The sequence below is a fragment of the Streptomyces blastmyceticus genome (assembly GCF_039521185.1).
Classification (GTDB): domain Bacteria; phylum Actinomycetota; class Actinomycetes; order Streptomycetales; family Streptomycetaceae; genus Streptomyces; species Streptomyces blastmyceticus.
The window spans coordinates 253,809-278,963 of sequence record NZ_BAAABW010000015.1; the positions used below are offsets into that span (position 1 = coordinate 253,809).

Annotated in this window: 21 protein-coding genes; 15 read left to right on the forward strand and 6 right to left on the reverse strand. The window is 71.8% G+C overall.

Translation table 11 applies throughout. The features are described 5' to 3' along the window. Positions 1–532 precede the first annotated feature (532 nt). The gene (locus tag ABD269_RS13765; protein WP_344118133.1) at positions 533–1,138 is read left to right on the forward strand and encodes a hypothetical protein; all 606 of its coding nucleotides are present in this window, start codon (positions 533–535) and stop codon (positions 1,136–1,138) included. 146 nt (positions 1,139–1,284) lie between these two features. Continuing rightward, positions 1,285–3,114 (forward strand): acyl-CoA dehydrogenase family protein, encoded by a 1,830-nt coding sequence (locus ABD269_RS13770; RefSeq protein ID WP_344118134.1) that lies wholly within the window; start codon positions 1,285–1,287, stop codon positions 3,112–3,114. A 13-nt stretch (positions 3,115–3,127) separates the two neighbouring features. Here the strand turns inward: ABD269_RS13770 and ABD269_RS13775 are convergent, their stop codons facing one another. Continuing rightward, positions 3,128–4,405: an erythromycin esterase family protein gene (locus tag ABD269_RS13775; RefSeq protein ID WP_344118135.1), complete on the reverse strand. Its 1,278-nt coding sequence runs from the start codon at positions 4,403–4,405 to the stop codon at positions 3,128–3,130. Between the two features lie 447 nt (positions 4,406–4,852). Here ABD269_RS13775 and ABD269_RS13780 point away from each other — a divergent pair, with 447 nt between their 5' ends. Then, positions 4,853–6,562 carry an enoyl-CoA hydratase-related protein gene (locus tag ABD269_RS13780; RefSeq protein WP_344118136.1) on the forward strand — a complete coding sequence of 570 codons (1,710 nt, stop codon included), beginning with the start codon at positions 4,853–4,855 and terminating at the stop codon, positions 6,560–6,562. Here the strand turns inward: ABD269_RS13780 and ABD269_RS13785 are convergent. Continuing rightward, positions 6,546–7,412 carry a hypothetical protein gene (locus ABD269_RS13785; protein ID WP_344118137.1) on the reverse strand — a complete coding sequence of 289 codons (867 nt, stop codon included), beginning with the start codon at positions 7,410–7,412 and terminating at the stop codon, positions 6,546–6,548. The genes ABD269_RS13780 and ABD269_RS13785 overlap by 17 nt on opposite strands. Positions 7,413–7,816: 404 nt before the next feature. Here ABD269_RS13785 and ABD269_RS13790 point away from each other — a divergent pair, with 404 nt between their 5' ends. The 8 genes from ABD269_RS13790 to ABD269_RS13825 all read left to right on the forward strand — a co-directional run bounded on the left by ABD269_RS13790 (position 7,817) and on the right by ABD269_RS13825 (position 15,460). After that, the gene (locus tag ABD269_RS13790) at positions 7,817–8,773 is read left to right on the forward strand and encodes a carbohydrate-binding protein (RefSeq protein ID WP_344118138.1); all 957 of its coding nucleotides are present in this window, start codon (positions 7,817–7,819) and stop codon (positions 8,771–8,773) included. A 69-nt stretch (positions 8,774–8,842) separates the two neighbouring features. After that, positions 8,843–9,778 carry a phytoene/squalene synthase family protein gene (locus ABD269_RS13795; RefSeq protein WP_344118139.1) on the forward strand — a complete coding sequence of 312 codons (936 nt, stop codon included), beginning with the start codon at positions 8,843–8,845 and terminating at the stop codon, positions 9,776–9,778. A 389-nt stretch (positions 9,779–10,167) separates the two neighbouring features. Beyond that, positions 10,168–10,443, forward strand: coding sequence for a hypothetical protein (locus ABD269_RS13800; RefSeq protein WP_116210014.1), 276 nt, complete (start codon positions 10,168–10,170; stop codon positions 10,441–10,443). 143 nt (positions 10,444–10,586) lie between these two features. Continuing rightward, entirely contained in the window at positions 10,587–11,948 is a 1,362-nt protein-coding gene (locus tag ABD269_RS13805) for a type I glutamate--ammonia ligase (RefSeq protein ID WP_344118140.1), read from the forward strand. A 42-nt stretch (positions 11,949–11,990) separates the two neighbouring features. Then, positions 11,991–13,130: an amidohydrolase family protein gene (locus ABD269_RS13810; RefSeq protein ID WP_344118141.1), complete on the forward strand. Its 1,140-nt coding sequence runs from the start codon at positions 11,991–11,993 to the stop codon at positions 13,128–13,130. A 156-nt stretch (positions 13,131–13,286) separates the two neighbouring features. Beyond that, on the forward strand, positions 13,287–14,180 hold the full coding sequence (locus ABD269_RS13815; protein ID WP_344118144.1) for a TIGR03619 family F420-dependent LLM class oxidoreductase: 894 nt from the start codon (positions 13,287–13,289) through the stop codon (positions 14,178–14,180). 155 nt (positions 14,181–14,335) lie between these two features. Then, the gene (locus tag ABD269_RS13820; RefSeq protein WP_344118145.1) at positions 14,336–15,196 is read left to right on the forward strand and encodes an SAM-dependent methyltransferase; all 861 of its coding nucleotides are present in this window, start codon (positions 14,336–14,338) and stop codon (positions 15,194–15,196) included. Positions 15,197–15,277: 81 nt separating this feature from the next. Then, positions 15,278–15,460: a hypothetical protein gene (locus ABD269_RS13825; protein ID WP_344118146.1), complete on the forward strand. Its 183-nt coding sequence runs from the start codon at positions 15,278–15,280 to the stop codon at positions 15,458–15,460. 128 nt (positions 15,461–15,588) lie between these two features. Here the strand turns inward: ABD269_RS13825 and ABD269_RS13830 are convergent, their stop codons facing one another. Beyond that, positions 15,589–16,086, reverse strand: a complete 498-nt coding sequence (locus ABD269_RS13830) for a cupin domain-containing protein (protein ID WP_344118147.1) — start codon at positions 16,084–16,086, stop codon at positions 15,589–15,591. Positions 16,087–16,257: 171 nt separating this feature from the next. On the opposite strand from ABD269_RS13830, the gene ABD269_RS13835 reads away from it, so the two are divergent. Next, complete coding sequence (locus tag ABD269_RS13835) at positions 16,258–17,490, forward strand: MFS transporter (RefSeq protein ID WP_344118148.1); 1,233 nt, start codon at positions 16,258–16,260, stop codon at positions 17,488–17,490. Here the strand turns inward: ABD269_RS13835 and ABD269_RS13840 are convergent. The 3 genes from ABD269_RS13840 to ABD269_RS13850 all read right to left on the reverse strand — a co-directional run bounded on the left by ABD269_RS13840 (position 17,442) and on the right by ABD269_RS13850 (position 20,145). Then, positions 17,442–18,251 carry a polysaccharide deacetylase family protein gene (locus ABD269_RS13840; RefSeq protein WP_344118149.1) on the reverse strand — a complete coding sequence of 270 codons (810 nt, stop codon included), beginning with the start codon at positions 18,249–18,251 and terminating at the stop codon, positions 17,442–17,444. The two genes, ABD269_RS13835 and ABD269_RS13840, sit on opposite strands and share 49 nt — an antisense overlap. A gap of 75 nt (positions 18,252–18,326) precedes the next feature. Beyond that, positions 18,327–19,304 (reverse strand): trypsin-like serine peptidase, encoded by a 978-nt coding sequence (locus ABD269_RS13845; protein ID WP_344118150.1) that lies wholly within the window; start codon positions 19,302–19,304, stop codon positions 18,327–18,329. A 274-nt stretch (positions 19,305–19,578) separates the two neighbouring features. Next, the gene (locus ABD269_RS13850; protein ID WP_301890051.1) at positions 19,579–20,145 is read right to left on the reverse strand and encodes a GNAT family N-acetyltransferase; all 567 of its coding nucleotides are present in this window, start codon (positions 20,143–20,145) and stop codon (positions 19,579–19,581) included. 350 nt (positions 20,146–20,495) lie between these two features. Here ABD269_RS13850 and ABD269_RS13855 point away from each other — a divergent pair, with 350 nt between their 5' ends. The 3 genes from ABD269_RS13855 to ABD269_RS13865 all read left to right on the forward strand — a co-directional run bounded on the left by ABD269_RS13855 (position 20,496) and on the right by ABD269_RS13865 (position 24,781). Continuing rightward, on the forward strand, positions 20,496–21,320 hold the full coding sequence (locus tag ABD269_RS13855) for a G1 family glutamic endopeptidase (RefSeq protein WP_344118151.1): 825 nt from the start codon (positions 20,496–20,498) through the stop codon (positions 21,318–21,320). Between the two features lie 105 nt (positions 21,321–21,425). Further along, positions 21,426–23,324, forward strand: coding sequence for an ABC transporter ATP-binding protein (locus tag ABD269_RS13860; protein ID WP_344118152.1), 1,899 nt, complete (start codon positions 21,426–21,428; stop codon positions 23,322–23,324). Between the two features lie 122 nt (positions 23,325–23,446). Next, positions 23,447–24,781 carry a glycoside hydrolase family 6 protein gene (locus ABD269_RS13865; RefSeq protein WP_344118153.1) on the forward strand — a complete coding sequence of 445 codons (1,335 nt, stop codon included), beginning with the start codon at positions 23,447–23,449 and terminating at the stop codon, positions 24,779–24,781. Positions 24,782–25,155 lie beyond the last annotated feature (374 nt).

Sequence of the window (25,155 nt, forward strand, 5' to 3'; positions counted from 1 at the left end):
CATTCCCTCCCGACCGATTTGGCCGCGCTGGGCACAGGCCGCCGTAAGTAATGGAGTTCGAAATTCGGGCGAACGCTATCAGCGCCGGAAACGGCGCCGGAGATGATCAAGCCATGCGCAGGGCGGGCACCCCGGGGGCATTCGCCGGTTTCCCTCACGAAGTCCCGCTGTCGGCCGTTTTGTCGGCACGTACGGCGGTGCGCCGGTTTCGCTCCCCGAAAACCGGCCATGACCTGCGGCAGGACCGGGCCGGAGCAGGCCGAAAGATGACCTTCACAGGGTGACCCGGCCGCGACGGAACGTCACCGGACGACGTCCAAAAACGATCTCTCACGCTTGCGGTGCAGGTGGGGGGCGCTGGGGCGCCGTGCTATTTTCGCCCGCGTCATTGACCATCGCGGGAAGGTTCGAAATGCCGAAGAAGAAGCCCCAGCCGCCGAATGTGAAGCCAAATCTCCGATATGGCGGAAAGAACTCCCAAACCTGCCCCCGATGCCACTTCGGGAGGAACCGCGAGGAGAACAACGGGAAGTTGCTCCACGGAATTCCAGAAGTCACCGACAATGCCGATCTGCGCAATGTCCTCCGCACGATCGGGGACAACCTCAAGGCCGACAAAGATCTGACAGGCAACCCTCACGCGAGCTTCATGATGGGCGTTCTCGAGGCGGAGATAAAAGAGACTCGGTACTACTTCGTCGCCTCCAGCGGGAACTACAAGGACAGCGATACCGAGTGGACGCAGGAGTCGTGGATCCAGAGCGAGCACCTGAAGGGCATCTCCTACCATCGGGGGAAGTGGACGATGGTGAACCCGACCGTCCCCAACGGCAGCACGGGGTGGCTGACCGTTCGTGGCGCCAAGGTGGGTCTGGACGCCGGAATACCGGACGTGGGGAAGAAGTGCTCCGCCATCAAACTCCTGCTCGCACTGGGCAACGCGCACCCTGATTGGGGAACGGCCAAGCTGCACATGAGCGAGATGGTGTATGTCGGCTCCGCCGCGACCAGCCCCCGCATGCGAAAGTGGCACGGCGAGGGCGCCACCAACTCCTGGACCGCCCACTCCTGCGACGCCTGCGAGGCCCGCATCCCGTACCTGATCTGCGACGTCCCCGACAACCGATTCACCAACTGACTCCCGCGCCAGACCACGGCACCCGCCGTTTTCACACCCCTTGCCCCGGTCCGGCCCTCGTTCAACTCATCCGCCGCATGGCCGTTTTGGGCCGACGAGCGGGGGCCGGGAGACGCGGTGATCTTCGTTCTGATAGTGGTGACCATGTGATCACTACCGACTTATGCCCGACCGGCCCGCTCAGCATGGTGGGCGCCCTTTCCCAGGCTCTCTTCGAAGGTGATGCCGCAGGGGTGCACGAGCCCTGGCGGCGTCTCGTCGCGGACGACGCCTTCCGCTATCGTCCGGGTCTGTCACCCGCGCAGCGCGTGGGGCTGGCGTACGAGCGGCTGGCCCTGCTCAACGCGACGGTGGACGACCCCTTCGCCCTGGCCGCCGATCCGTACGGGCTGGCGAGCATGCACGAGTGGACGGTGATCGCCGACGGTTCCCTCTCCACCGTGGCGGGCATTCATTACAACCTCTTCCTGGGCAGTCTCCTCGACCACGGGGCCGTGGGGCGGTGCGACACGGGTGACTTCACGGCGCTGCGGCGCATCGGAACCTTCATGTGTACGGAGTTGGAGCACGGCAACGACGCGGCCGCGCTGCGGACGACGGCCACGTTCGACCGGGCCGGAGGCGGGTTCGTGCTGCACACGCCTGCCGTCGGTGCGCAGAAGTTCATGCCGAACACCAGCGTCGCGGGCGGTCCGAAGAGCGCGGTCGTGGCGGCCCGGCTCGTGGTCGACGGCCACGACCACGGGGTGTTCCTCTTCCTCACACCGCTGACCGATGAGAACGGGGCCCTGCCGGGCATCCGCATCCGCGCGCTGCCGGAGCGTACGGGCAGCCCGGTCGACCACTGTCTGACCTCCTTCGACCGGGTGCGGCTGCCGTGGGAGGCCCTGCTCGCGGGTGAACACGAGGGCCTGACGCCCGAGGGTCTTCTCACCGGCAGGCCGGGAAGCAGGCGCAAGCGCTTCCTGCACGCGATCGGCCGGGTGACACAGGGCAAGCTGTGCATGTCGGCGGGCGCCGTGGGCGTCACCCGGGCGGCGCTGGCGGTGGCCGTGCGATACGCCCACCACCGGTACATATCGGGACCCCGCGGCGGCGAGCGGGTGCCCCTGGCCGCCCACCGCAGCCACCACGCACCGCTGTTGAAGGGGCTCTCCACGGCTTACGCGATGACGTTCCTGCACCGCGAGACCGTGCACAGGTGGGTGACGCACGAGGAGTCCGAGCGCGAGCGGGCCGAGCGGCTCGTCGCGATCACCAAGGCGTGGGTGACCTGGCAGGCCCGGGACATCACCGTCGAGTGCCGTGAACGCTGCGGTGCCCAGGGGCTGTTCCCGGTGAACGGCATCGCTGACTTCCCGCTGAACGTCGAGGGAGCGATCACGGCCGAGGGGGACAACCTCGCCGTCTGGGTCAAGGCCGCCGCCGAAATGATCTTCGATCATCAGGCGGCCGGGCCCCGGGCGACCGGGGTGCCCTCGCTGGAGAACCCGGCCCATCTGCGGGACCTGCTTGCGGCGGTGGAGACCGCCTGGCACCGGCGGGCCCGTACGCGGCTGCGCCGTGGCTCGCACCCGGACTCGCTCAGCCGGTGGAACGCCGCGGTCAACCCGGCCCTGGAGGCGGTCGGCGTCCACGCGGCGCTCCAAGCGGCCGACGCGTTCCTCGCGGCCGTCGAGCGCGTGGAGAACCCCATGGCCCGCGCCCTGCTGTCCGACCTGTGCCGGCTCTTCCTGCTCGGCCAGGTCGGACAGCACACGGGCGCGCTTCTGGTGGAGGGTCATCTGACCGCGGATCAGGCCTGGGAGCTGCCGGACGCCGTGGACAACCTCACCGCTTCCCTGGCGCCGCACATGGCGGCGCTGGTGGAGGCGTTCGACCTGCCCGAGGCGTTCCTGGCGGGCCTTCCGCTGGCCAACTCCTCGTACGCGGACGCCTACGACGACCCGGACGGCCCCTGGTACCGGACGCCCTGACCCGGGGCCCGCGTCAGAGGTCCGCGTCCTCGATCACCGTGGACGACGGGACGTGGAGCATCCCGTCGAAGGCGTCGAGCACGGGGGTGTGGAGGTAGGCCCCCTGCAGGCGGATCCGGTCGGGGCCGCCTGACGGGGGCCTGGGCACCGGGCGGAGACCGGCGACGCTCAGCCCCGTCCCGGCGGCGTCGAAGGCGGCTTCGACGCTGCCCGGCTCCGGGGGATCCAGGGGCAGGTTCTCGACGGTGAAGCCGAACCGGGCGGCCTCGTCGAGGTGCATCTCCGCGGTGTGGCCCGCGGTGCTGGTCACGCCGAGGGCGAAGTAGTCGTCGCCGAGGGCGCGTTGGAGGTGGTGGCCCATGGGCAGACCCGTGAGGCGGCCGTCGAAGGAGACCGGCGTCTTCTGGATGTGGGCGTTGTGCGCGGCGAGGACCATGCGGGTGCCGGGCGCGGAGTGCTCCAGGTGCCAGAGGACGGATCCGGCCATGTACACATCGCGGGCCGAGGTGTCGCCGGGCAGGCCGCGTCCGGCGAAGAGGTCGGACATGGCGCGGAAGGTGTAGTCCGCGTGACAGGCCGCTTCCACCCGCCACAGGGCGACGTCGTAGGCGTACTGCCCGCTCCGGTCGACGTAGAGCGGCCGCAGGGAGCGGAAGCGGGTGAGCAGGCGCATCAGGGCCGCGGTCAGGGCGTCCTGCTCGGTGGTGTCCAGCCGGGCCCAGGCGGGCGCGGCCAGCGCGCCGGAGGTCGCGGCGAAGCGCCCGGCGATCCCGGTCGCGGCCTCGACGAGCGGCAGGAGGTCGGGGTCGGTGTCCCGGAGATAGCCGGTGAGCGGCTCCAGCGCGGGCAGCAGCGAGCCGCCCGCCTCGGGGATGTCGACACCGGCGAACCGTACGGGCCGGGGTGCGGTGCGGTTGTGCCGGCGCAGCCAGCGCAGCGGCTCGGCGAGCCCCATGGGGAGCGCCGCGTCGAGGTGCCGCGCGAGGCCGTCGTCCGTGCCCGCGCCCTGGACCCAGGCGTCGAGCGCGAAGCCCTCGCTGAATCCGTACTCGAAGGCGAGGACGGTGAATCCGCAGCGCTCGGCGAGGAAGCGCAGGAGGCGCCGGCGGGCGAGCCCGAACTCCTCGATGAAGTGGGAGTTCTCGCCGATGGCGACGACCCGGGCGGAGCCGAGCACCTCGCGCACCGGCTCCAGGTCGTCCAGCGGCGCGTCGGGGTCGAGGCCGGTGAGGGGGATGGCGTGCTCATGGAGCCAGCCGGCGAAAGGATCGTGGGAAGGCAGGGCAGTCATGCTGACGGCTCGATTCTCGGTGCGGTTGCGAAGGAGGTCACCGATACGGGAGCGCGGGCCCGGGCCGTGCGAAGACATCGCGGACGGCGGGGCGGCGCGGCGGTGGAACGTCGAAGGTTCTCACCGCGGGCGAGCGGCTCCCGAGGAGCGCGTCAGAGGTACAGGATTCCCATGTGCATGCGAGCACCGTACGACAGTCGGCACCCGGCGCTCGAATGTTTTTCCGGGTGGCATCCGCCCCGGTGCGCCGTCGTCCGGGTGACATCCCGGACGCGCCTCGGGCGCGGCGGGACGCGTACGCATCAAACTCTCATCCTGCCGTCCCCATCCGCCTCGACAGGCCCAGCCGCCACACGGCTTCGTCCCCGCTCCGGCCCGTCGCCAGCCCGCTCCCGGGCCGCACGCCTCGAATTTCGGCCCGACGCGAGATCTGCCCGGAGGTCGCCCATGAACATCCTGCTGCTCGCCGACGCGTTCAACAGCCTCACCCAGCGCGTCTATGCCGAGCTGGGCGACCACGGGCACACGGTGGCGGTGGAGCGGGTGCCGCGGCGGGGCGATCCCACAGCGATCGTGGACCGCCACTCCCCCGACCTGATCCTCGCGCCGATGCTCACGGCGGTCATCCCGCGCGAGGTGTGGTCCGCGTACCCCTGCCTGGTCGTCCGCCCGGGCCCGGTGGGCGACCGGGGGCCGTCCGCGCTGGACTGGGCGGTGCACGAGGGCGTACGCAAGTGGGGCGTCACGGTCTTCCAGGCCGATGCCGAGCTGGACGCCGGGGACGTGTGGGCCTCGGTCCCGTGTGCCGTACCGGCGGTGGCCAAGAGCGATCTGTACCGCAACGAGATCGCCGACGCGGCGCTCACCGCGGTGCTGCTGGCGGTGCGGCGCTTCACCTCGGGCACCTATCTCCCCGTCCGGCAGAGCGGGATCGACGGGGCGGAGGACGTGCCGGTGCGCGCCCGCCCGTACTTCCGTCAGGAGCTGCGCCGCATCGACTGGGAGGCGGACTCCACCGAGACCGTCCTGCGCAAGCTGCGCGCCGCGGACTCCCGGCCCGGTGTGCTGGACACCCTGCTCGGCCGCGACTGGTATCTGCACGGCGGCCACTTCGAGGACCGGCTGACGGGCACTGCGGGCGAGCTGCTGGCCACCCGGGCGGGCGCCGTCTGCCGGGCGACCGCCGACGGCGCGGTGTGGATCCCGCAGCTGCGCCGGCGCGGCGGACCGGGGGAACCGGCGGCGGTCAAGCTGCCCGCCACGCTGGCGCTGGGCGATCTGCTGCCGCGCCTGCCGGAGGCGAAGGTCCCGCTCGACGTGGGCGGGCACCGGAGCACCTGGACCGACATCCGTTACAGCGAGGAGGGGCGGGCGGGTTTCCTGTGGTTCTCCTTCCCCGGTGGCGCGATGAGCACGACCCACTGCCGGCGGCTGCTCGCCGCCTACCGCTACGCCCGCTCCCGGCCGATGTCCGTGCTGGTCCTGTGCGGGGGCCGGGGCTTCTTCTCGCACGGGATCCACCTCAATGTGATCGAGGCCGCCGCCGACCCGGCCGCGGAGTCCTGGGCGAACGTCAACGCGCTCGACGACCTGGTCCAGGCCGTTCTGACGACCACCGACCGGCTGGTGGTCTCGGCGCTGGGCGGCAACGCCTCCGCGGGCGGGGCGATGCTGGCGCTCGCCGCCGACGAGGTGTGGTGCAGGACCGGCGTCGTGCTCAACCCGCACTACCGGCTGATGGGGCTCTACGGCTCCGAGTACTGGACGTACTCCCTGCCCCGCCGCGTCGGCGCCGAGATGACCGAGCGGCTGATGGAGGACGCCGCACCGGTCAGCGCGGCCGCCGGGCAGCGCCTCGGGCTGGTGGACCGGCTGGTCGACGCCGCGCCCGCCGAGTTCGGCGCGCGGGTCACCGACCTGGCCGTCGACCTGGCCTCCTCACCCGGCGTCCGGCCCCGGATCGCGGCGAAGGACAGCGTGCGGGAGCGGGACGAGGCCCAACGGCCGCTGGCCGCCCACCGGGAGGAGGAACTCGCCCGGATGCGCGCCGTCTTCTACGACCGCGGCGCGCCGTACCACGCCAGGCGGCGGGCCTTCGTCCGGAAGGAGCCGCTGGTGGAGGCCGGTGCCGAGGAGAGCGTCACAGCAGGTCGGTGAGGGGCAGCGCGGCGATGTCGGCGGGAGGCCGGGAGACGTAGAGGTCGGCGTGGTAATAGCCGTCGGCCTCCTTGTCCGCCGTGCCGAGGCCGTGCGCGGCCAGGGCGTCGAACGCGGCGTGCCGCTCGGCGGGGTCGGCGAAGCGGCGCTGCCGGAACGTGCGCGCGGGCAGCTTCTCCGTGACCAGGCCCGACCGGGCGAGCAGTTCGGCGATCGGCTCGTACGGCACCGTGCGCAGCACGAAGGCGGCGACCCACGGGGGGCGGGACATGCAGGCGAGGAGCCTGGCGAAGGTCCGGGTGAAGACATAGCCGATGCCACCGGTGACGGTGACGAGATCGGTACCCGTCAGGGCCTCGCGCAGGGCGGGGCTGGGGTCGGTGGTCTCGAGGTTCTCGGCGAAGGCGTGGTCGAGGAGGCCGGTGGCCCGGGCGTACGCGACGGCCCGGGGCGCCGCGTCGATGCCGGTCACGGTCACGGGCTCGGGGCGGCGCCGGGTGGCGAAGAAGGCCCGGTCCTCGGCCACGAGGTGCGGGACGGGGGCCTCGGCGGGGCGCTCGGTGTAGCGGGCGTAGAGGTCGTCGAGGGTGACCTGGTGGTTGAGCAGGGCGGCGTTGATGCCGTACGAGCAGCACACGTCCACCACGGCGGGTGGTTCGTGGTCACAGCGGGCGGTGCGCAGCGTCTCCGCCAGTGTCCGGAATACGGCCTGGCCGTGGTGGGGGATCTGATAGCCGAGGGGGCGCAGGGTGGTGAAGTAGGTGCTGGGGTCGGGGCAGTCGTAGATGTCGCCGAAATCGGCCTTGCCCCAGTCCGGACTCGCCGTCGTGAGGTCCGTCTCTGCTGTCATCGGTGACCCCCAGAGGTTGGTGCCACGGGAAGGACTCGACAGTCATCCAGGATAGGGCGGCAACCGCAGGTGGCGCGCGGGTGCCCGGGACCCCTTCCGGGTGAACGGGAGGGCGCCGCCGGGGGTGTGACGTCGCCTTTCGGGCGCGCGGGAGGCGCGCGGGGCGACGTGCGGGGCGGCGGAGGACGGCCGCGGCGGGCACCGCCTCGCCGGGCGCATTCCGGCCATGCCGTCGGGCGGGCCTGCTCCGCGCCCCGGGGTGCGCGGGGCGGCGGAGGCTCTTGACACTTCAGGGGTTGTCATGGACATTCTCACCGATTGGTCCGGACCGGTCCACCACCGGGACCCGGCCTCGCGCTCCCACCCCCCGCCGTACCCGCTTCGCCCGGTTCCGGAGGAGCCCCATGAAGAGATACCGCACCGCTCTGGCCGCGGCCCTGCTCACCGCGTGCGCCGCACTGGGCACCACCGTCTCCGCCACCGCCGACCCCGCCGCCCCGGCCGCCTCCCGCGCGGCGACCCGCACACCGTCGCCCGACGCGCCGCACCGCGGGACCGTCACTCTCGCGCACCGCCCCGCCGACTCCCCCGCACCGGGCCGGGACCGGGCCGTGCGCGCCTTCGCCGAGGGCCGCCGCCAACAGGCCGCACGGCAGTCCCGAATAACGGGCCGGCAGGCGAAGGACGCCGACCTCACCCACAACTGGTGGGGCGTCTTCCCGCAGCCGGGCACCCACGACGGCATCATGGCCACCCACAGCGTCGACCCCGCCTATCACGTGTCGGACGCCGAGAACTTCACCTACGCGCCCACGACCAAGGCGCAGAACTCCTGCATGGAGATGGTCACCGCCTACTGGAACACCGGCGACGAGATCTGGGCCTGGGACTGGTGCTCCAGCCCCGGCGGCCCCGCCAAGACGCTCACCATCGACGCCGCCTTCCTCGCGACGTACACCACCACGGCGACCGGGCGCCCCGCGTACACCGTGCAGATGGTCCAGGACAGCCCGTCGGCCAACCAGTGGTCCGCGTACCTCTACAACTACCGCACCTCCGGCTGGGACCTGCTCTACCGGCAGTCCGGCCGCGACCAGAGCGGGCTCGACCACGGCTGGGACATGTTCGAGATCTACGCGAGCACCAACCCCTCGACCGGCACGGGCTACTACTGCACCGAGGCCCGCTCCACCGTCTTCGACAGCAGCGCCGTCCAGCTGCGCGGCGGCGGCGCCTGGCGGCCCGCCCGCCCCGCGGACTCACCGTGGACCGACACCGCACCGCAGGGCCGCGACTTCCTCTGCCCCGCCCTGCGCTTCCTGCCGGCGGGCGCGAACGACCACTGGACCGTCCGCCAGTAGCCGCCCCGGGCCGGGGTGCGGGCACGGGTAGGCTCGACGCTCCCCGGCACGCGAGAAAGAGGACTACCGGTGCACACTTGGGCGACCGTCCTGGACGCCGCGGACGTACACGACGAGCGGCTGCGCGCGGACTTCACCCACCGGCGCGGCACGGTCGCCCGCTACCGGCCCCACGCCTACCTGGCCGTACGACTGCTGCTGCCCGCGCGCCTGGTCGCGCCGGTCATCGCCCTCACGGCGTTCATGCACCACACCGACACCCTCCTGGACACCGGCCCGGTGGCCGGGCGGGACGAGGCGTGGAAGCGGTGGGAAGAGGACGTACGGTCGGCACTGGCCGCCGGACACAGCCACCATCCGGTGCTCCGGCCCGTGCTGCACACCATGACCGCCCACCCCGCCCTGCACGGCCACATCGAGGACTTCCTCGCGGCCGCGCCGGCGGACCTGCACTACACGGGCTTCGCCACCGAAGCCGACTACCAGGAATACGTCGACTCCTACTCGCTGCCCGCGTTCATGCTCATCGCGGGCCTCCTCGCCCCCGACGGCGCGGACACCGCGGCCTACCGCGCGGCCTGCCGCCTCTACATCGACGGCAGCCAGCGGCTCGACTTCGTCAACGACCTCGCCGAGGACCTGCGCGACGGACGCCTGACGATCCCTCAGCAGACCCTGCGGCAGCACGGGGTGACACGCGTGGGGCTGGAGGCGGGCCAAGGCACACCCGGCACGCGCGCCATGCTGGACGAGCAGCTGACGCGGGCCCGCCGGTCCCTGGCGGAGAGCCGGAGCCTTGCGTCCCTGGCCGTCGCGGACGCGCGTCCGCTCGTACGGGCCATGACGGCACTGGAGTCGCTCACGGCGGACGCGGCGCGGGCGAGCGGCTGCGGCGTGCTCCACCGCAGCGCGCGCCCGTCCCTGCCGGGGGCGCTGGGCGTGCTCGCCCGGGAGTACGGCGGCGCGCTCCGGCTGCGCGCCGCGAGCGGCCGGCGCCGGGGGTGACCGGAAGCTCCGGCCGGGCTTCCCGGCCGCGCCGCCGGCACAGCCATCGCCTGTCATGGGGATTTCAACAGCCGTGGCTAGCCTCGGGGTTGTCCGGTACGCATCCCGACCCGACCGCATCTCTGTCGCGCCCCGCACGGGGGTCGGGGCGTGACCGTCTGCCCGGCCGACAACTCCTGGCCGGGCAGGCGGACGTGGTGGACCGTGGAGTCCGGAGCAGAGGCCCTGCATTTGTGACGAAATGTCAAAATTGAGCCCCACAGGGCCCAGCGGGCCAACACGCATCGTTACCCCGCACCGCTCACACTTACACGTAGCGTCACCGATGCGGGGGAGACATCCCGCGATCACCCCCCTCGCCCGCGGACGGCTCCCCGACAGTGGAACGCATGAGTTTGACGACCGCAGGCAAGACCCCCGGACCCGTCCGGTTCTATCTGGCGTGCGACCACCGCGGCTGTGACGCCCGCACCACCTTCGATCTCGTCATCTCCGACCCCGGCCCGTCGCGCGACGACGACCTGTGGGGATACCTCCTCCACCACGCCCATACCGCCACCCCCCACATCAAGGAACTCGGCTGGGCCTACGTCCACGGCGACGGCTACTGGTGCCCCGAGTGCTCCACCCCCGCTCACCACCCCCTGCCCGGACCCGCCGCCTGACCCGCCCGGCGTCCACGCCCGCCGACGGCGGCGGGCGTGAGATCTAATAGCGACCACAAGGCGACGTCCCACCCCCGGAGGGCCCGGCGGCTCCGGCCGGGGGTGGCGTCGTCCGGAGCCGCCGGGCCACGAGGAGCCAGCTCATGGACAGCACCGAACGCGAACGCGCGGGATCGCAGGCCCGGCAGCACGCCGCCCGCCTGACCGCGAAGGACATCCACGGCGTCGCCCTGACCTGGGTCGACAACGCGGGCATGACCCGCGTCAAGGCCGTGCCCACCACCCACCTCGCCCACGCCGCCCAATGGGGCGTGGGCATGTCCCCCGTCTTCGACGTCTTCCTCTCCGACGACTCCAGCGTCACCAGCACCCACATCGGCGGCCCCGTCGGCGACCTCCGCCTGATCCCCGACCTCGACCGCCTCACCGTCCTGGCCGCGCAGCCGGGGTGGGCCTGGGCCCCGGCCGACCGCCACGAGCAGGACGGCACTCCCTACGCCGCCTGCCAGCGGCAGTTCGCCCGCCGGATGACCGCCCGCGCGGCCGCACAGGACATCCGGCTCCTCATGGGCTTCGAGACCGAATGGACCGTCACCACCCGGTCCGCCGACGGGCCCGGGCCGCGGGTGCCGGACTCCGCCGAGGGCCCGGCGTACGGCATGACGCGCCTGGTCGGGATGTCCGGCTATCTGCGCGACGTCCTCGAAGCCCTCGCCGCGCAGGACGTCGACGTGCTCCAGATCCATCCGGAGTACACCACCGGCCAGTTCGAGGTCTCCGTCGCCCCCGCCGAGCCGGTGCACGCGGCGGACCTCACGGTCCTGGTCCGCGAGACCGTCCGCGCGGTCTCGCTCCACCACGGCCTGACCGCCTCCTTCGCACCCGTCACCGCGGCGGGCAGCGTCGGCAACGGCGCCCACCTGCACTTCAGCCTGTGGCGGGACGGCAAGAACCTCTGCCGCGGCGGCGACGGCCCGCACGGCATGAGCCGCACCTGCGAGGCGTTCCTCGCCGGGGCCCTCGACGAACTCCCCGCCCTGCTGGCCATCGGCGCGCCCCTGCCCGCCAGCTATCTGCGCCTGCGGCCCAACCAGTGGGCGGGCCCGTACCAGTGCTGGGGAGTGGAGAACCGTGAGGCGGCGCTCCGCTTCGTCCCCGGTCCACCGCTGAGCCCGGACGCCGCCAACGCCGAGCTCAAATGCTTCGACGCCGCCGCCAACCCCTACCTCCTCACCGGCGCCGTGATCGCCGCCGGGCTCCAGGGCCTCGACCGCGGCCGCACCCTCCCCGCCCCCGTCACCGGCAACCCCGCGGACACCAACGCCACCCGGCTGCCCGACTCACTCCCCGCCGCGCTCGAACACTTCGCCCGCTCGTCCCTCCTCCGCGCGGAGCTGGGCGAACCCCTCTTCGCCTCACTCCTCGCCGTCCGGCAGGGCGAGACGGACCTGGCCCGCGACCGGTCCCCACAAGCACTCGCCGACGCACTCCACAACCGCTACTGACCGCCTGCCGACCGCCGACCGCCGACCGCCGGGGAGATGCCGATGACCACGCGCGAGGAGCCGCCGACCGCACCGTTCGCCCTGGTGGACCAGCACTGCCACGGAGTGGCCCGGTCCCCGCTCACCACCCGGCAGTTCACGGCGTACCTCACGGAGTCCGACTCCCCCGCGGCGCCCGGCACCACCTTCTTCGACACCCAGCTCGGCTTCGCGCTGCGCCGCTGGTGCCCGCCGCTGCTCGGCCTGCCCGCGCACTGCCCGCCCGCCGACTACCTCGCCCGCCGCGCCGAACTCGGCACCGCCGAAACCCTCCGGCTGCTGCTGGGCGCGACCGGCATCACCGACTTCCTCGTGGACACCGGCCTGTCCGACGGCCTGACCACCCCGGAGGAGACGGCGGCCGCGGCGGGAGGACGGGCCCACGAGATCGCCCGCCTGGAGACCCTCGCCGAGCGCACCGCCGACACCGCGGGCACCTGCCGGGCCTTCCTGCGCGAACTGCCCGGCGCGGTACGGGAGGCCGCCCGTACGGCCGTCGGGTTCAAATCGGTCGTCGCCTACCGCCACGGACTGGACTTCGACCCCGCCCGGCCCGCCCCGGAAGAGGTCCGCCGGGCCGCCGACGGCTGGCTGGCCACCCGGAAGCCCGGGGACCGGCTGCACGATCCCGTGCTCCTGCGCCACCTGCTGTGGACCGCCGCCGACACCGCGCTCCCGCTCCAGCTCCACACCGGCTTCGGCGACCCCGACCTGCGCCTGCACCGCAGCGACCCGCTGCTGCTCACCGACTTCGTCCGCGCCGTCGCCCCCACCGGCTGCCCGCTGGTGCTGCTGCACACCTATCCGTACCACCGCGGCGCCGCGTACCTCGCCCACGCCTTCCCCCACGTCTACACCGACGTCGGTCTCACCCTCACCCACGTCGGGGCTCGCGCCGGGGCCGTCCTGGCGGAGACGCTCGAACTCGCCCCGTTCGGCAAGCTGATGTTCTCCACCGACGCGTACGGTCTCCCCGAGCTCTATGTCACCGCCACCCGTCTCTACACCCACGCCCTGACCCGCCTCCTCGACGGCTGGGTGCGCGAGGGCGCCTGGACGGCCGGTGACGCCCGGCGCGTCACCGAGATGATCTCGGCCGGGACCGCCCAGCGGCTCTATCGCCTCGACCCGGCGACGGGGTGACGGGGTGACGGCCCCGCGCGTTTGCGATCGTCAACGAGGGCACGGAAGAGCCGTCCTGACGGGTTGTCACACATCGGACCCCACCTCCCTCCGGGTGACATGCGTCACTTCAGGCGCTCTTGGCGGGGCACCCACCCCGGGGCGCACGATGGTTTTATGCAGATAGGCATAGCGCTTCCTCAGTACGGCACCCACGCGCAGGCCGGACGCGTCGCGTCGTTCGCGCGGGACGCCGAAGCGGCCGGCTTCGACTCGTTCTGGGTCAGCGACCGGTCGCTGACGCCCGTCGAGCCCAGCGATGTATACCCGGTGACGGGCTACACCCCGGAAAACCCCTACCCGCGCGCGTACACCACCTTCCTCGACCCGCTGACCGTGCTGACCATCGCCGCGACCGCGACGACGCGGGCGCGGCTCGGCACCAGCACGCTCAACGCGACCTGGTATCCGCCCCTGTTGCTCGCCCGCAGCCTCACCTCGCTCGACCGTCTCAGCGAGGGTCGCGTCGACGTGGGGCTGGGGCTGGGGTGGATGCGCGACGAGGCGACGGCGGTCAACACGGACTTCGACAAGCGGGGCGCGCACCTCGACGAGATCCTCGACATCCTGCACGGCATCTGGACCGAGAACCCCTTCGGGCACGAGGGCCCCAACTGGCGCATCCCCCGAGCCCACTTCGACCTGCGGCCGGTGCAGCGGCCCCGCCCGCCGGTGCTGCTGGGCGGTTTCTCGCCCGCCGCGATGCGCCGGATCGGGCGCCGGGCCGACGGCTGGGCCGGCGTGACCCTGCCGCCCGACCGGCACGCGGCGCTGTGGGACATCGCGCGGCGGGCCGCGGACGAGGCAGGGCGCGACCCGGCCGCGCTCCGCCAGGAGATCCGTTACTTCCCGGAGCCGGAGGCCACGCCGGAGAGCATCGCGACGGCCCTGTCCGCGATCCGCGCCACCGGGGCGGACGGCTGCTTCTTCGACCTCCAGCAGTCGGTGAACGATCCGGCCGAGGCTCTCGACCTGGGCATCAGGATCCTGGACCGGGTACGGGCGGGCTGACCGACCGGACCGCCGGCCCGTCACACCCGACGTCCTCGCTCCGGCCGCGCGCCCCCTTGCTCCCCGTGCGCCCCTATGAGCACTTGCGGCGCCCCCGTGCCCACAGTGATCGTGCACTGACGCACCAGTGATCCACCGCACGGAAGGCTTGGACCATGACTGTCGAGAACCAGGTCGAAGACCAGGGCGTCGCGCCCGAAGTGGTCGGGGAACTCTACGACCAGGGAACCGAGTTACTGAGTGCCCTCATGGGCGGCAGCCTGCACTACGGGTACTGGGAGGACCCCGCCGACACCGGCTCCATGGCCGAGGCGTCCGGGCGGATGACCGATCTCATGATCGGCAAGCTCGCGGTGCGGCGGGGCCTGCGCGTGCTCGACGTCGGCTGCGGCACCGGCCGTCCGGCCCTCCAGCTCGCCCGGACCACGGGCGCGGAGGTCGTCGGCGTCACCATCAGCCGCGAACAGGTCCGGCTGGCGAACCTGGCCGCCGAGACGGACGGGCTGCACGGGCAGGTGACGTTCCAGCACGGCGACGCGTCCGACCTGGCCTTCGCTCCCGACTCCTTCGACGCGGCCTGGCTGTTCGAATCACTGCTGCACATGCCCGATCCGCAGCACGTACTGAAGCAGATCGCCACGGTCCTGCGGCCGGGCGGCCGTCTCGCCATCGCGAACCTGGTACAGCGGACCGCCCTCACGGAAGCCGAGGAGACGGGCCTCGCGGGGTACCTCCGCATGACCGGCATCGCCTCGCTCGCCCCGCTGGACGACTACCCCAACCTGATCACCAACAGCGGCCTCGTCCTGGACGAACTCGTCGACGTCTCCGACCACAGCGTCCGCCAGACCCTTGAATGCGTCGGCGCCGGACTCGTCGACGCCGTGATCCCCGAGGTCGCCCGGACCGCCGCGGCGAGCGAGGCACTCGGGCAGACGCGGTCCGTCGTGGAGCAGTTCGCCGCGACGCGTGGCATCGGCTACGCGCTGGTCGTCGCGTCGAAGCCGATGCGATAGCGGCTGCGCAGGGTGCCCCTACGGGTTCCGTCAATCCATAGGGGCACCCGATTGTCAGTGCCCCACCCTAGGCTTGTCCGCATGCCCACCACACCTTCTCCCGGCCCCGCGCACCGGGACGCCGACGCGCTGAACGCCGAGATCCGCGCGTTCCTCGTCGCACGCCGGGGGCGCGCCCTGTCGAGTGAAGAGCGGGCGGAGTACGAGGAGTTGCGCACGCGGTGGGTCGAGGCTGTGCGGGCGCGGTACGACACTGCGGCGTAGAGCGGCCGTTTTTTCCACAGCGTCGTGACCATCGCCGCCATTCGCTTCCGGCCTCGCTAGTGATTCCAGGCGAGCCGTGGACCGGGGTTCGAACATGGCTGGTCCAGCCGCGCGGAGAAACGCGATGGCTATCCGCGTGCGGCGTCCCAGGCCGCACTGGTCCCGAAGTAGGAGTCGTACAGTTCCTGGACTTCGAGAAGGCTCTCCGGCGGCACCTTGCCGTAGCGGATGCGCTCGAGGTGGCGGAAGTACTCGAATCGCTCCACCCCGGGCGTGATGATGACGAGCATGTCCGCGATCTCGCCCGGCGCGGCGGCGAAGGCGTGCTGTGTGCCCGGCGGTACGACGACCACGTCCCCGCGCTCCGCGGTGACCACCTGATCGCCGGACAGCAGCTGGGCGGTGCCGTCGAGGACATAGAACATCTCGGCGGACTTGCCGTGGTGGTGCGGACGGGCTCCATTCGCGCCCTTGCCGAGGGTGACGCGCATGCTGGAGAGAGCGCCGCCCGTAGCGGGGCTGTCGACGAGCAGCTGGTTGGTCACCGGGCCGCCCGCGCCGATCATTTCGGCGTCGGCAGCGCGTACGACGACGGTCTCGTCGAAGTCGGGGATGAAGAGAGACATTGCTTGCTCCTGAAATGTTGATCATGCAGAAACGTACGCCATGTGCGAGGTCGAAGGCCACGCCGTCCTGTCGTACGACGTCGATGTCGCAATCACGCCAGCTCGCGCCCCGGGGCGGCTGCTGAACTCGGAGGATCCGCCACCAGGGTCATCCACGACAGGACGGGAACCATGTCCGCAGTCACCACCGCCACTGCCATGAACGGCAGCGCCGCGCCCCCTCGTTCACCGGTGATCGGCTGGCTCGCCGTCATCTCCGTGATGATGGGGATCTTCTGCATCGTCACCACCGAGATCCTGCCGATCGGCCTGTTGACCCCGATCGGCGACACCTTCGACATCTCGGACGGCACGGCCGGGCTGATGATGACCGTGCCCGGGCTTCTCGCCGCCGTCGCCGCCCCGACCGTGACCGTCGCCACCAGACGGATCGACCGGCGCTTCATGCTCTGCGTCCTGATGCTGGTGCTCGCGCTGGCGGATCTCCTGGCCGTGGTCGCGCCCGCCTACTGGGTCATGATGATCTCCAGAGTCCTCGTCGGACTCGTCATCGGAGCCTTCTGGTCGATCGGCGTGGGACTCGCCCCTCGCCTGGTGCTCGAGGAGCAGGCCGGCAGGGCGACAGCGGTCATCTTCTCGGCCGTCCCGCTCGGTTCCGTGCTCGGCGTGCCCGCCGGAACCTTCGTCGGGAATCTCGCGGGATGGCGGGCGGCATTCGTCGCGCTGGGAATCCTGACGCTGCTCGTATTCATCGCGCTCGTCGTGTCGGCACCCCCATTGCCGCCGCAGAGCGTCACCCGGCTCACCGTGCTCCGCACCATGCTCGGTACCACCCAAGTCCGGGTCGGGCTGGCCGTCACCTTCCTCATCGTGCTGGCCCACTTCGGCACTTACACCTACGTCACCCCCTTCCTGGAGAACGTGACACACGCCGGCCCGGGGCTCATCACCTCTTGCCTGCTGACCTTCGGCGCCGCGGGCATCGTCGGCAACTTCATCGCGGGCGCACTGGTGAGACGCGCACTGCCCGCCACGTTCACCACGGCCGCAGGACTGCTCGCGGCCGCGACCCTGCTGCTTCCCGTCCTCGGTACGGAAAAGCCCGGCGCGATGGTGCTGTTGGCCGTCTGGGGTCTCGCGTACGGCGCGGTCCCGGTCTGCTCGCAGACCTGGTTCCTGCTGTCGGCGCCCCACGCGCCGGAGGCGGCGTCCGTACTCTTCACGTCGTCGTTCCAGGCGACCATCTCGGTCGGCGCCCTGGCGGGCGGAGCGGTGGTGGACTCCACTTCCACGTCGACGGTCATGGTGCTGGGCGGCCTTGCCGCGATCGTCATGATGGCGGTAGCGCGCGGGTCTCAACGGGCGTGCGGCAGCAAAGACGTGCGGAGGTCGGCGATCCGGTAGCCGTGGGCGCGGACGGCGTCGATGATCCGCGGCAGCGCCTCGGCGTCCAGCGACGAGTGCTGCCCTTCGGCCACGTCGGCGCCGACGTGCATCTGCACGATCTCCCCCGGAACCAGGCGTGCCACGACCCGGTCGACGGCGCGCTGGACCGTCATTCCGCCGGCGTCGCCCTTGTATCCCCAGGTGTCCACGGTGAATTCGACGTCGGCGAAGCCGAGCGCGTTGACCTCCGCGATGCCCTGCGGGGTCGTGGCGCTGTAGGGGAAGCGGAAGAACGGCAGGGGCGCCTTCCCGGTCGCCTCCCGGATCGCTCGGTCCGCCCGGAACACCTGGTCGCCGACCTGCGCGGGCGTGAGGTCGTCGAAGTAGGGGTGGTCGTAGGAGTGGCTGCCGATGCCGTGCTCCGCCGCCATCGCCCGCGCTGCTGCGGGCTGTCGCTCGGCGAACTCCCCCGTCAGGAAGAACGTGGCCGGCACGTGCCGTTCGCGCAGCACCTTGAGGACCGTGTCCACCCCCGCGTCGTCCCAGGCCGCGTTGAACGTCAGGGCGACCACCCGGTCCGTGGTGCGCATCCTCCGGTTCGTGGAACCGAAGAGGCGCTCCGGCGGGCCGGGTTCCGTACGGGCCTCCGGCCGCGGGCGCGCCACCGTGCTCGTGGCCGCGGCCGTGACGGGTGATTGCTGCCCGCCCGCGAGGAGGGCCAGGGCGGTGAGAGCGGTCAGGACGGTCAGGGACCTCGAGGCCAGGGAAGCGAGTCGCATGCCCGGCCCAACGCGCCGGGCACCGGCACGACACGGCCGCCCGCGACCTGTCCGCCCTGCCGCTCTCCGCGACGGTCAGGTCGTCTGCGCCTGTTCGTAGAGGGTCTTGATGTCGTCGCCGAAGTAGGGGCCGAACATCGTGTTCGGCAGGAATACGTAGCCGAAGCTGTTCACCGAGGCCTGGAGCCCGGAGCCGGTGGCCTCGTCGAAGCTCGCGAACCACGGTCCGCCGCTGGAGCCACCGGTCATGTTGCAGGACAGCCCGTGGTCGTGGGTGAGGAGGAAGTCCTTGGACGACGTCCCGCTGCAGAAGATGAGCTTGGTCCCGTCGTACGGGGAGGCCGCGGGGAAGCCGAAGGCGTACAGGGACTGGTTGTAGGCGCCGTTGAACTGGAGGCCCTGGGCGCCGACGGTCCGGGTGAGGGTCTGGCCGTTCAGCGGGGCGACGACGGCGGCGCCGACGTCGTAGTTCATGTCCTCGCTGGCGACCCATTGGGGTGTGGACATCGTCTTGGACGCGGTCCACGTCCCGTAGGGCGACTGCCCGTCGTGGTAGCCGGGGGCGAACACCCAGTTGGTGTGCCAGGCGCCCTGGTACTTGACGCAGTGTCCGGCGGTGAGGACGGTGCTGCCGTTCTGGCTGGTGACGGCGTCACCGGAGCAGGAGGCGGTACGGCCCTGGAAGGTGAAGAACACCCGGCCGGTGGTCTTCAGGACGGCGCCGCTGCCGGTCCACGCCCCGCCCGCCTGCGGGAAGTCCTTGACGTCGGCGGCGGGGGCAGTGGGTGCGGTCGGTGCGACGGCGGCGGGTCCGCCGTGGGACTTCGGCCGCACGAGGGAACCGGGGGTGATACCCGGCAGGTCGAGCGGGGTGGCGTTGCGCATCCTCTCCGGGGTCCAGAAGGCGCGGGCCTTCTGCTGCGCGGTGGCGGTGGTCGCGGCGGTGTGGTCGGTGGCCGGTGCGGCGTGGGCCGTGGTGGTCGAGAGCCCTGCGGTGAGCAGGGCGCCGGCGGCCAGCAGGATTCCGGCGGCGGTACGGCGGGGACGTCTCACGCGTACTCCTTCTGCCCTGGCCGCGCGAGGGATCGCGCGGGCGGTGGGGGGCCGGACCGCGTGGGTGCGGTCCGGGCAGACGAGCGGTGCGGATACGAGGTGCGTGAGGGAGGGTCCCACGGAAGCCGTGAATTGTCAGGGGCGCATCAAATTGAGGGCCGGGTGTCGGCCACCGCGCGGGCTCGGACATTTGTCGGCACCCTGCCGACAAGAGCGCCGGACGCGCCGGAAGACCCGGCCCCGCCCGGCGCCCTTGAGCGCGGCCACCCAGGCGTCAGCTGCCGAGGGCGACGCACATCGCGGACGGGCCCGGGAAGTCCTCAGGCAGGGCGTCCATCAGCAGGACGTCGACGCTCTGGCCGAGCCAGTGCCCGGTCCTCCGCAGGCGTCCGGCGAAGCGGAAGCCTGCCTTCGCGAAGGCCGCGATCCCCGCCCGGTTCGGCTCCAGGACCCTCAGCCACGCCGTGCTCAGCGCGCCCAGGTGGAAACCCCAGTCCAGGGTCAGCCGGGTGGCCTCCTCGGCATAGCGTTTGCCGCGCTGGGCGGGGGCGAGGACGATCGTGAACTCGGCCGCCCGCAGCCGTGGTTCGATGCGCAACGCGGTCACCCCGACGGGCTGTTTGTCCTTCAGGCGGACGACCTCGAACGTGGCGTGGTCCTGGTCGTCGAGCTGACGCTCCCAGGCTTCCGCGCGCACCTCCCACGACTGCGGGAAGCGGTTGCCGCGGCCGAGGATGGTCGCCGGGTCGTTCTCCCAGATGTGGTATTCGGTCAGCGTCTCCTGACGGGGGATGACGAGGGCGAGCCGTTCTCCGGCGAGGAGGAGATGCGGGCTGCTCATGTTGCTTCCTTCCACGCCGGACGCGACGGAACGCCCGGCGTAATCGGGGACGTGGCGCGACGCGTCCGGGGTTCCCGCCACCGGGCGCCTCTTCCGCGTCGGCTGTCCAAGCCTGAGGGGCCGGGCGCGGGAGAGGCGCGATCTCCGAAGGACGACCACCCACACGTGTAGTGACGTGGAGGGGAAAGCTCCCGGGCCGCTGCCGCGCAACGCCGCCGCGTCCCCCGCATGAGGGATGTTCATCACTGTGCGTATCGGAGATACTTCACACTGTAAGCAGTCGGGGTCACCGTCCTGCCGGGCGACCTTCCCTGGCCACCCGTTGACGACGCGGACGACAGGAGAGGCCGGTGACCGAGTCGACCGAGCGGCGGCGCAGACGCCCGATCCTGCGCGGAGCGGCTCTGTGGACCGTGCTCGTCGCGGTCGCGCTGGCCTGCGGGCTCGCCGTCACCGCGCCGACATCCCCATCGCCGCCCGCCACCGAGGACGTCGCGGCGGCCTCCCCCGCGCCCGGCGCGTCCGCCCGGTTCGATCCGTATCACGGCCACGTCCGCGGGCGGGCGGGAAAACGGCGCGCACAGAACGGTTACAACTGGAGCGGTTATGTCGCGGGCGGGCAGGCATTCACGACGTCCTCGGCCACCTGGACCGTGCCGAACATCTCCTGCTCGTCGGAGGGGGACTCCGTCGCGGAGTGGGTCGGCCTGGACGGCTGGAGCAATGACACGGTCGAGCAGATCGGCATCCAGGAGACCTGCGAGACCGGCGCCCCGACCTTCGACAACTGGTACGAGTTCTATCCCGAGCCCCCGGTGTACTTCCACGACCGGGTGCGGCCGGGTGACGTCATCCACGCGGTGGCGCGCCACATCTCCGGAACCACCTATGAGCTGTCCCTGACCGACGAGACCCAGGGGTGGAAGAGGGAGAAGAAGCTCGACGGCTGGAGCGCGGCCAACAGCAGCGCGGAGGTGATCGTGGAGTCCAACCACCGGATGTTCCCGAAGTTCAGCCGGATCGACTTCACCAAGGCCAGGCTCAACGGATCGGCTCCCGGGGCGTTCGGCTCGATCAACTTGTGGGCCAGCAGCATGGGTCGGCAGCAGAACGAGGTGAGCGAGCTGTCCGGACCCGAGCTCGACGGCTTCTCGGTCGCGTTCCTCTCGGAATGACCCTCCACCTTCGAGTGGATTCTCAGTCATTTGTCAGTAATTAACCCAGGACGTACGGCATCGTGCGGTGGATCACCGCCACGACTCGAACGCTCTGGGAGACCCATGACCACCGAGACCACCGAAAGACCCAACGAACAATTAAGGTTCCGCTCCCGCACCCTGGCCGTCCTGGAGAGGCGCCCCCTCACCGCCCAGGCGATGCGCAGGCGCCTGCCCCAGCTGGTGCGCAAGGCCCTGTCCCTGGCCTGGCGGGTGGACCGGCGTGCCGTGATCGCGCTGCTGGCCTGCCAGGTCATGTCCGGGGTGTCGGAGGCCTTCGGGCTGCTGGCCACCACGAAGACGATCACCGCGCTCATCGCCTCGGGCCATATCACCGGACGGCTGATGGACGCGCTGCCGTCCCTCGTCGCGCTCGCGAGCGCGGCGGGGCTGCGCGCGCTCCTCGGCATCGCCGTCAGCAACATCTCCAGCCGTCTCTCCCCGCGCATCGCCCGCGAGGCGGAGATGCAGATGCTCGACGCGGCGATCAACGCGGAGCTCGTGGCGTACGACAGCCCCGGGTTCAACGACCGGCGCGAGGCGGCGGACCGGGGCGCGGAGGTCGCGCAGGACCTGCTCACCGAGTCGCAGGACCTCATCGCCTGCCTCGCGTCGCTGGTCGCCGCCGCCGGTGTGGTGACGCTGCTGCATCCGGTGCTGCTGCCGCTGCTCGTCCTGGCCACGCTCCCGCAGGGGATCGCCAGCGTGAAGGGGGCGCGCGTCCACTACCTGACCTCCCGCGCCCTGAGCGGCGACCGCCGGGTCCTGGGCCTGATGCGCTGGAACGTCACCGACCGGGACCACGCCGACCAGCTCCGCTCCTGCACCATGGCCCCCTTCCTCCTCGACCGCTACCGGGCCATCGGCAACCGCATCGACAGCGCGACCGACCATGCGGTGCACCAGGGCGCGCGGTACGCCCTGTTGGGCGCCATCGCCGGAGGGATCGCTTCCGGGATGGTGTGGGCCGCGCTGGCCCTGCTGCTGGGATCCGGGCACATGTCCGTCGCCTCGGCAGGCACGGCGGTCTTCGCCCTGCGTACGGTCGGCTCGTCGCTGCGGGGCATGGTCGGCTACGGCACCCGGCTCTTCCGGACCGGGCTGTATCTGGACGACTGGGCGGAGTTCATCGAGGAGGCGGGCGGGCACCGGATGCGGCGCGGCTCCCTGGTCCCGGAGGCACCGCTGTGCGTCAGGGCCGAGGCGCTCACGTACCGCTATCCGGGCTCGGACCGGCCCGCGCTGGAGAAGGTCTGCCTGGAGGTGCGCCGCGGCGAGGTCCTGGCCCTGGTGGGCGAGAACGGCTCCGGGAAGACCACGCTCAGCAAGCTCCTGACGGGGCTTTACCTCCCCACCGACGGCAGTGTGACGTGGGACGACAGGGAGACCTCGGAGCTCGATCCGCAGGCGATGTGGCGGCAGACCGCCGTCGTCCCGCAGGACTTCGCGCACTGGCCCATGTCCGCACGGGAGAACATCACGCTGGGTCAGCCGTACGGCGACGACGAGGCCGTGCTCCGGGCCGCCGGACACGCGGGGGCGGACGAGGTCGTCGACGGGCTGCGCAGTGGCCTCGACACCCTCCTGGCCCGGGAGTGGTACGGCGGGGTGGACCTGTCCGGCGGGCAGTGGCAGCGCATCGCCATCGCCCGCGCCTTCTACCGGCGGGCCGGACTGCTCGTCATGGACGAGCCCACCAGCGCCCTCGACGCGCGGGCGGAACACCGCATCTTCACCGGGCTGCGGAAGGTCGCCGAGGACCGGGCCGTCGTCCTGGTCACGCACCGGCTGGCGAATGTGGCCGTCGCCGACCGCATCGTCGTCCTCGACCACGGACGGATCATCCAGGAGGGCACGTTCGGCGAGCTCACACGCTGCCCCGGGCTCTTCCGCGAGCTCTGGGAACTCCAGAACGACCGGGGTTCCGAGAGTGCCGAGGAGGTGGTGCGGGCGGAGCGGTGACTGTACGGCGCGAACCCACGCGTCCCGTTCGGCGCAGTCCGACGAGGTCTGACGGTGCGACACATGTCAGCCTGGACGGGACAGAAGAGACATATCGGCCTGGAACTCAGCCAGGGGGACGCGTGGGTAACCGACCCGGGAGACACACCGCCCGCTTCCTCGACGGGCAGCGGCAGAGCAGCGGTCCACAGCACCGAGCGGGCGCCGGCCACGGCGCCCACCGGAACAGGGCCGCCCGAAGACGCGACGTCCGGCCACGGCGTCCGGCCACCCGGACCCCGCACGGCCTGGTGCGGTGCGGGGCCGCCCTGCTGGTGTGCACGGGCATGGTGTGGCTGTTCCCGACGGGCGGGTGGGCCCTCGCCGACGGCGTCGGCGACGAAGGCGGCAAGGCCACGTCGCCGTTCTGGGTGGAGCCCTCGGGGCCGGCCGCCCAACAGGTCCGGGTGTGGCGGGAGCGAGGCCGGGACGAGGACGCCGCGCTCCTGGAGCGCATCGCGGAACGGCCGACGGCCGTATGGCTGACCGACCAGGACCCCAAGTCCCAGGCCGAGCAGGTCACCCGGCAGGCGGAACGCGCGGGTCGCATCCCGGTGCTGGTCGCGTACAACATCCCGCACCGGGACTGCGGCCAGTACTCCTCCGGCGGCGCCGCCGACGCGGCCCACTACCGGGCGTGGGCGGCCCGGGCGGCGGAGGGGATCGGCACCCGGCAGGCGTGGGTCGTCCTCGAACCCGACGCCCTCGCCCAATGGGCCTCCGGCTGCGTACCGGGGCCGGCCGCCGCAGAGCGGCTGACGCTGCTGGCCGAGGCCGTGCAGATCTTCAAGGCCCAGCCCGGCACCTCGGTCTACCTCGACGCCGGCAACCCCGGCTGGATCGCGGACGAGAAGCACCTGGCCGACGCGCTCAAGCGGGCCGGGGTCGCCCGCGCCGACGGCTTCGCGCTGAACGTCTCCAACTTCCACACCACACCGGTCACTCGTGCCTACGGCGACCGGCTGTCCGCGCTGCTCGACGGCGCTCACTACGTCGTGGACACCAGCCGCAACGGCAACGGCCCCCTGCCCGCGTACAAGGAGCACGCCCCTGACCCCACGCCGCCGACGCCCGCGCCCGTACCCCCGCCCAACGTGCCGCCCCCGCCTCCGGCCGGGGCGGTCAGGAACGGTGCCGAGGCGGAGGACGACGACGGGGACGGGATGGCCGACGGCTGGGTCCGAAGCGTCGTCGGACGCGCGGCGGGCGCCTCCGGGGACGAGCCGTGGTGCAACCCTCCCGGTCGCGCACTGGGCACTCCTCCCACGACGGCGACCGGCAGCCCCCTCATCGACGCCTTCCTGTGGATCAAACGGCCCGGGGAGTCGGACGGCGCGTGCAGGGGGGCTCCGCCGGCAGGGCATTGGTGGGCGGATTACGCGCTCCGGCTCGCAGGCGCGACGCCTACGGGGCACTGAGGGGCACCCACTGGAACGGAATCCGACCTGGCCTCGGACGCCGGACGGGCTTGGAGTTTCCGCACACGATCGTCAACGTGCGGAAACTCCAAGCCCGTCCGGCAATTCATGGACACCACGCGCCGGCGTGGCCCATGGCAGAGCCCCCGGAAACAGAAACGACGGACAGCGGAACAACACCGCCACCCGCCAACACACCCAAAAACACCGGGCAAAGCCCGCGAAAACTCACGCCGGGCTGCGCTCACCCACCCGGCCCTCCACACCCGCCGACTCCGCATCACCTTCCGATGTCACCACCGGCACTTCACCATCACCTCGCAGGCGGCCCACCCACCAAAAACACAACGGCCCCAACGCCGTCACCAACGCCA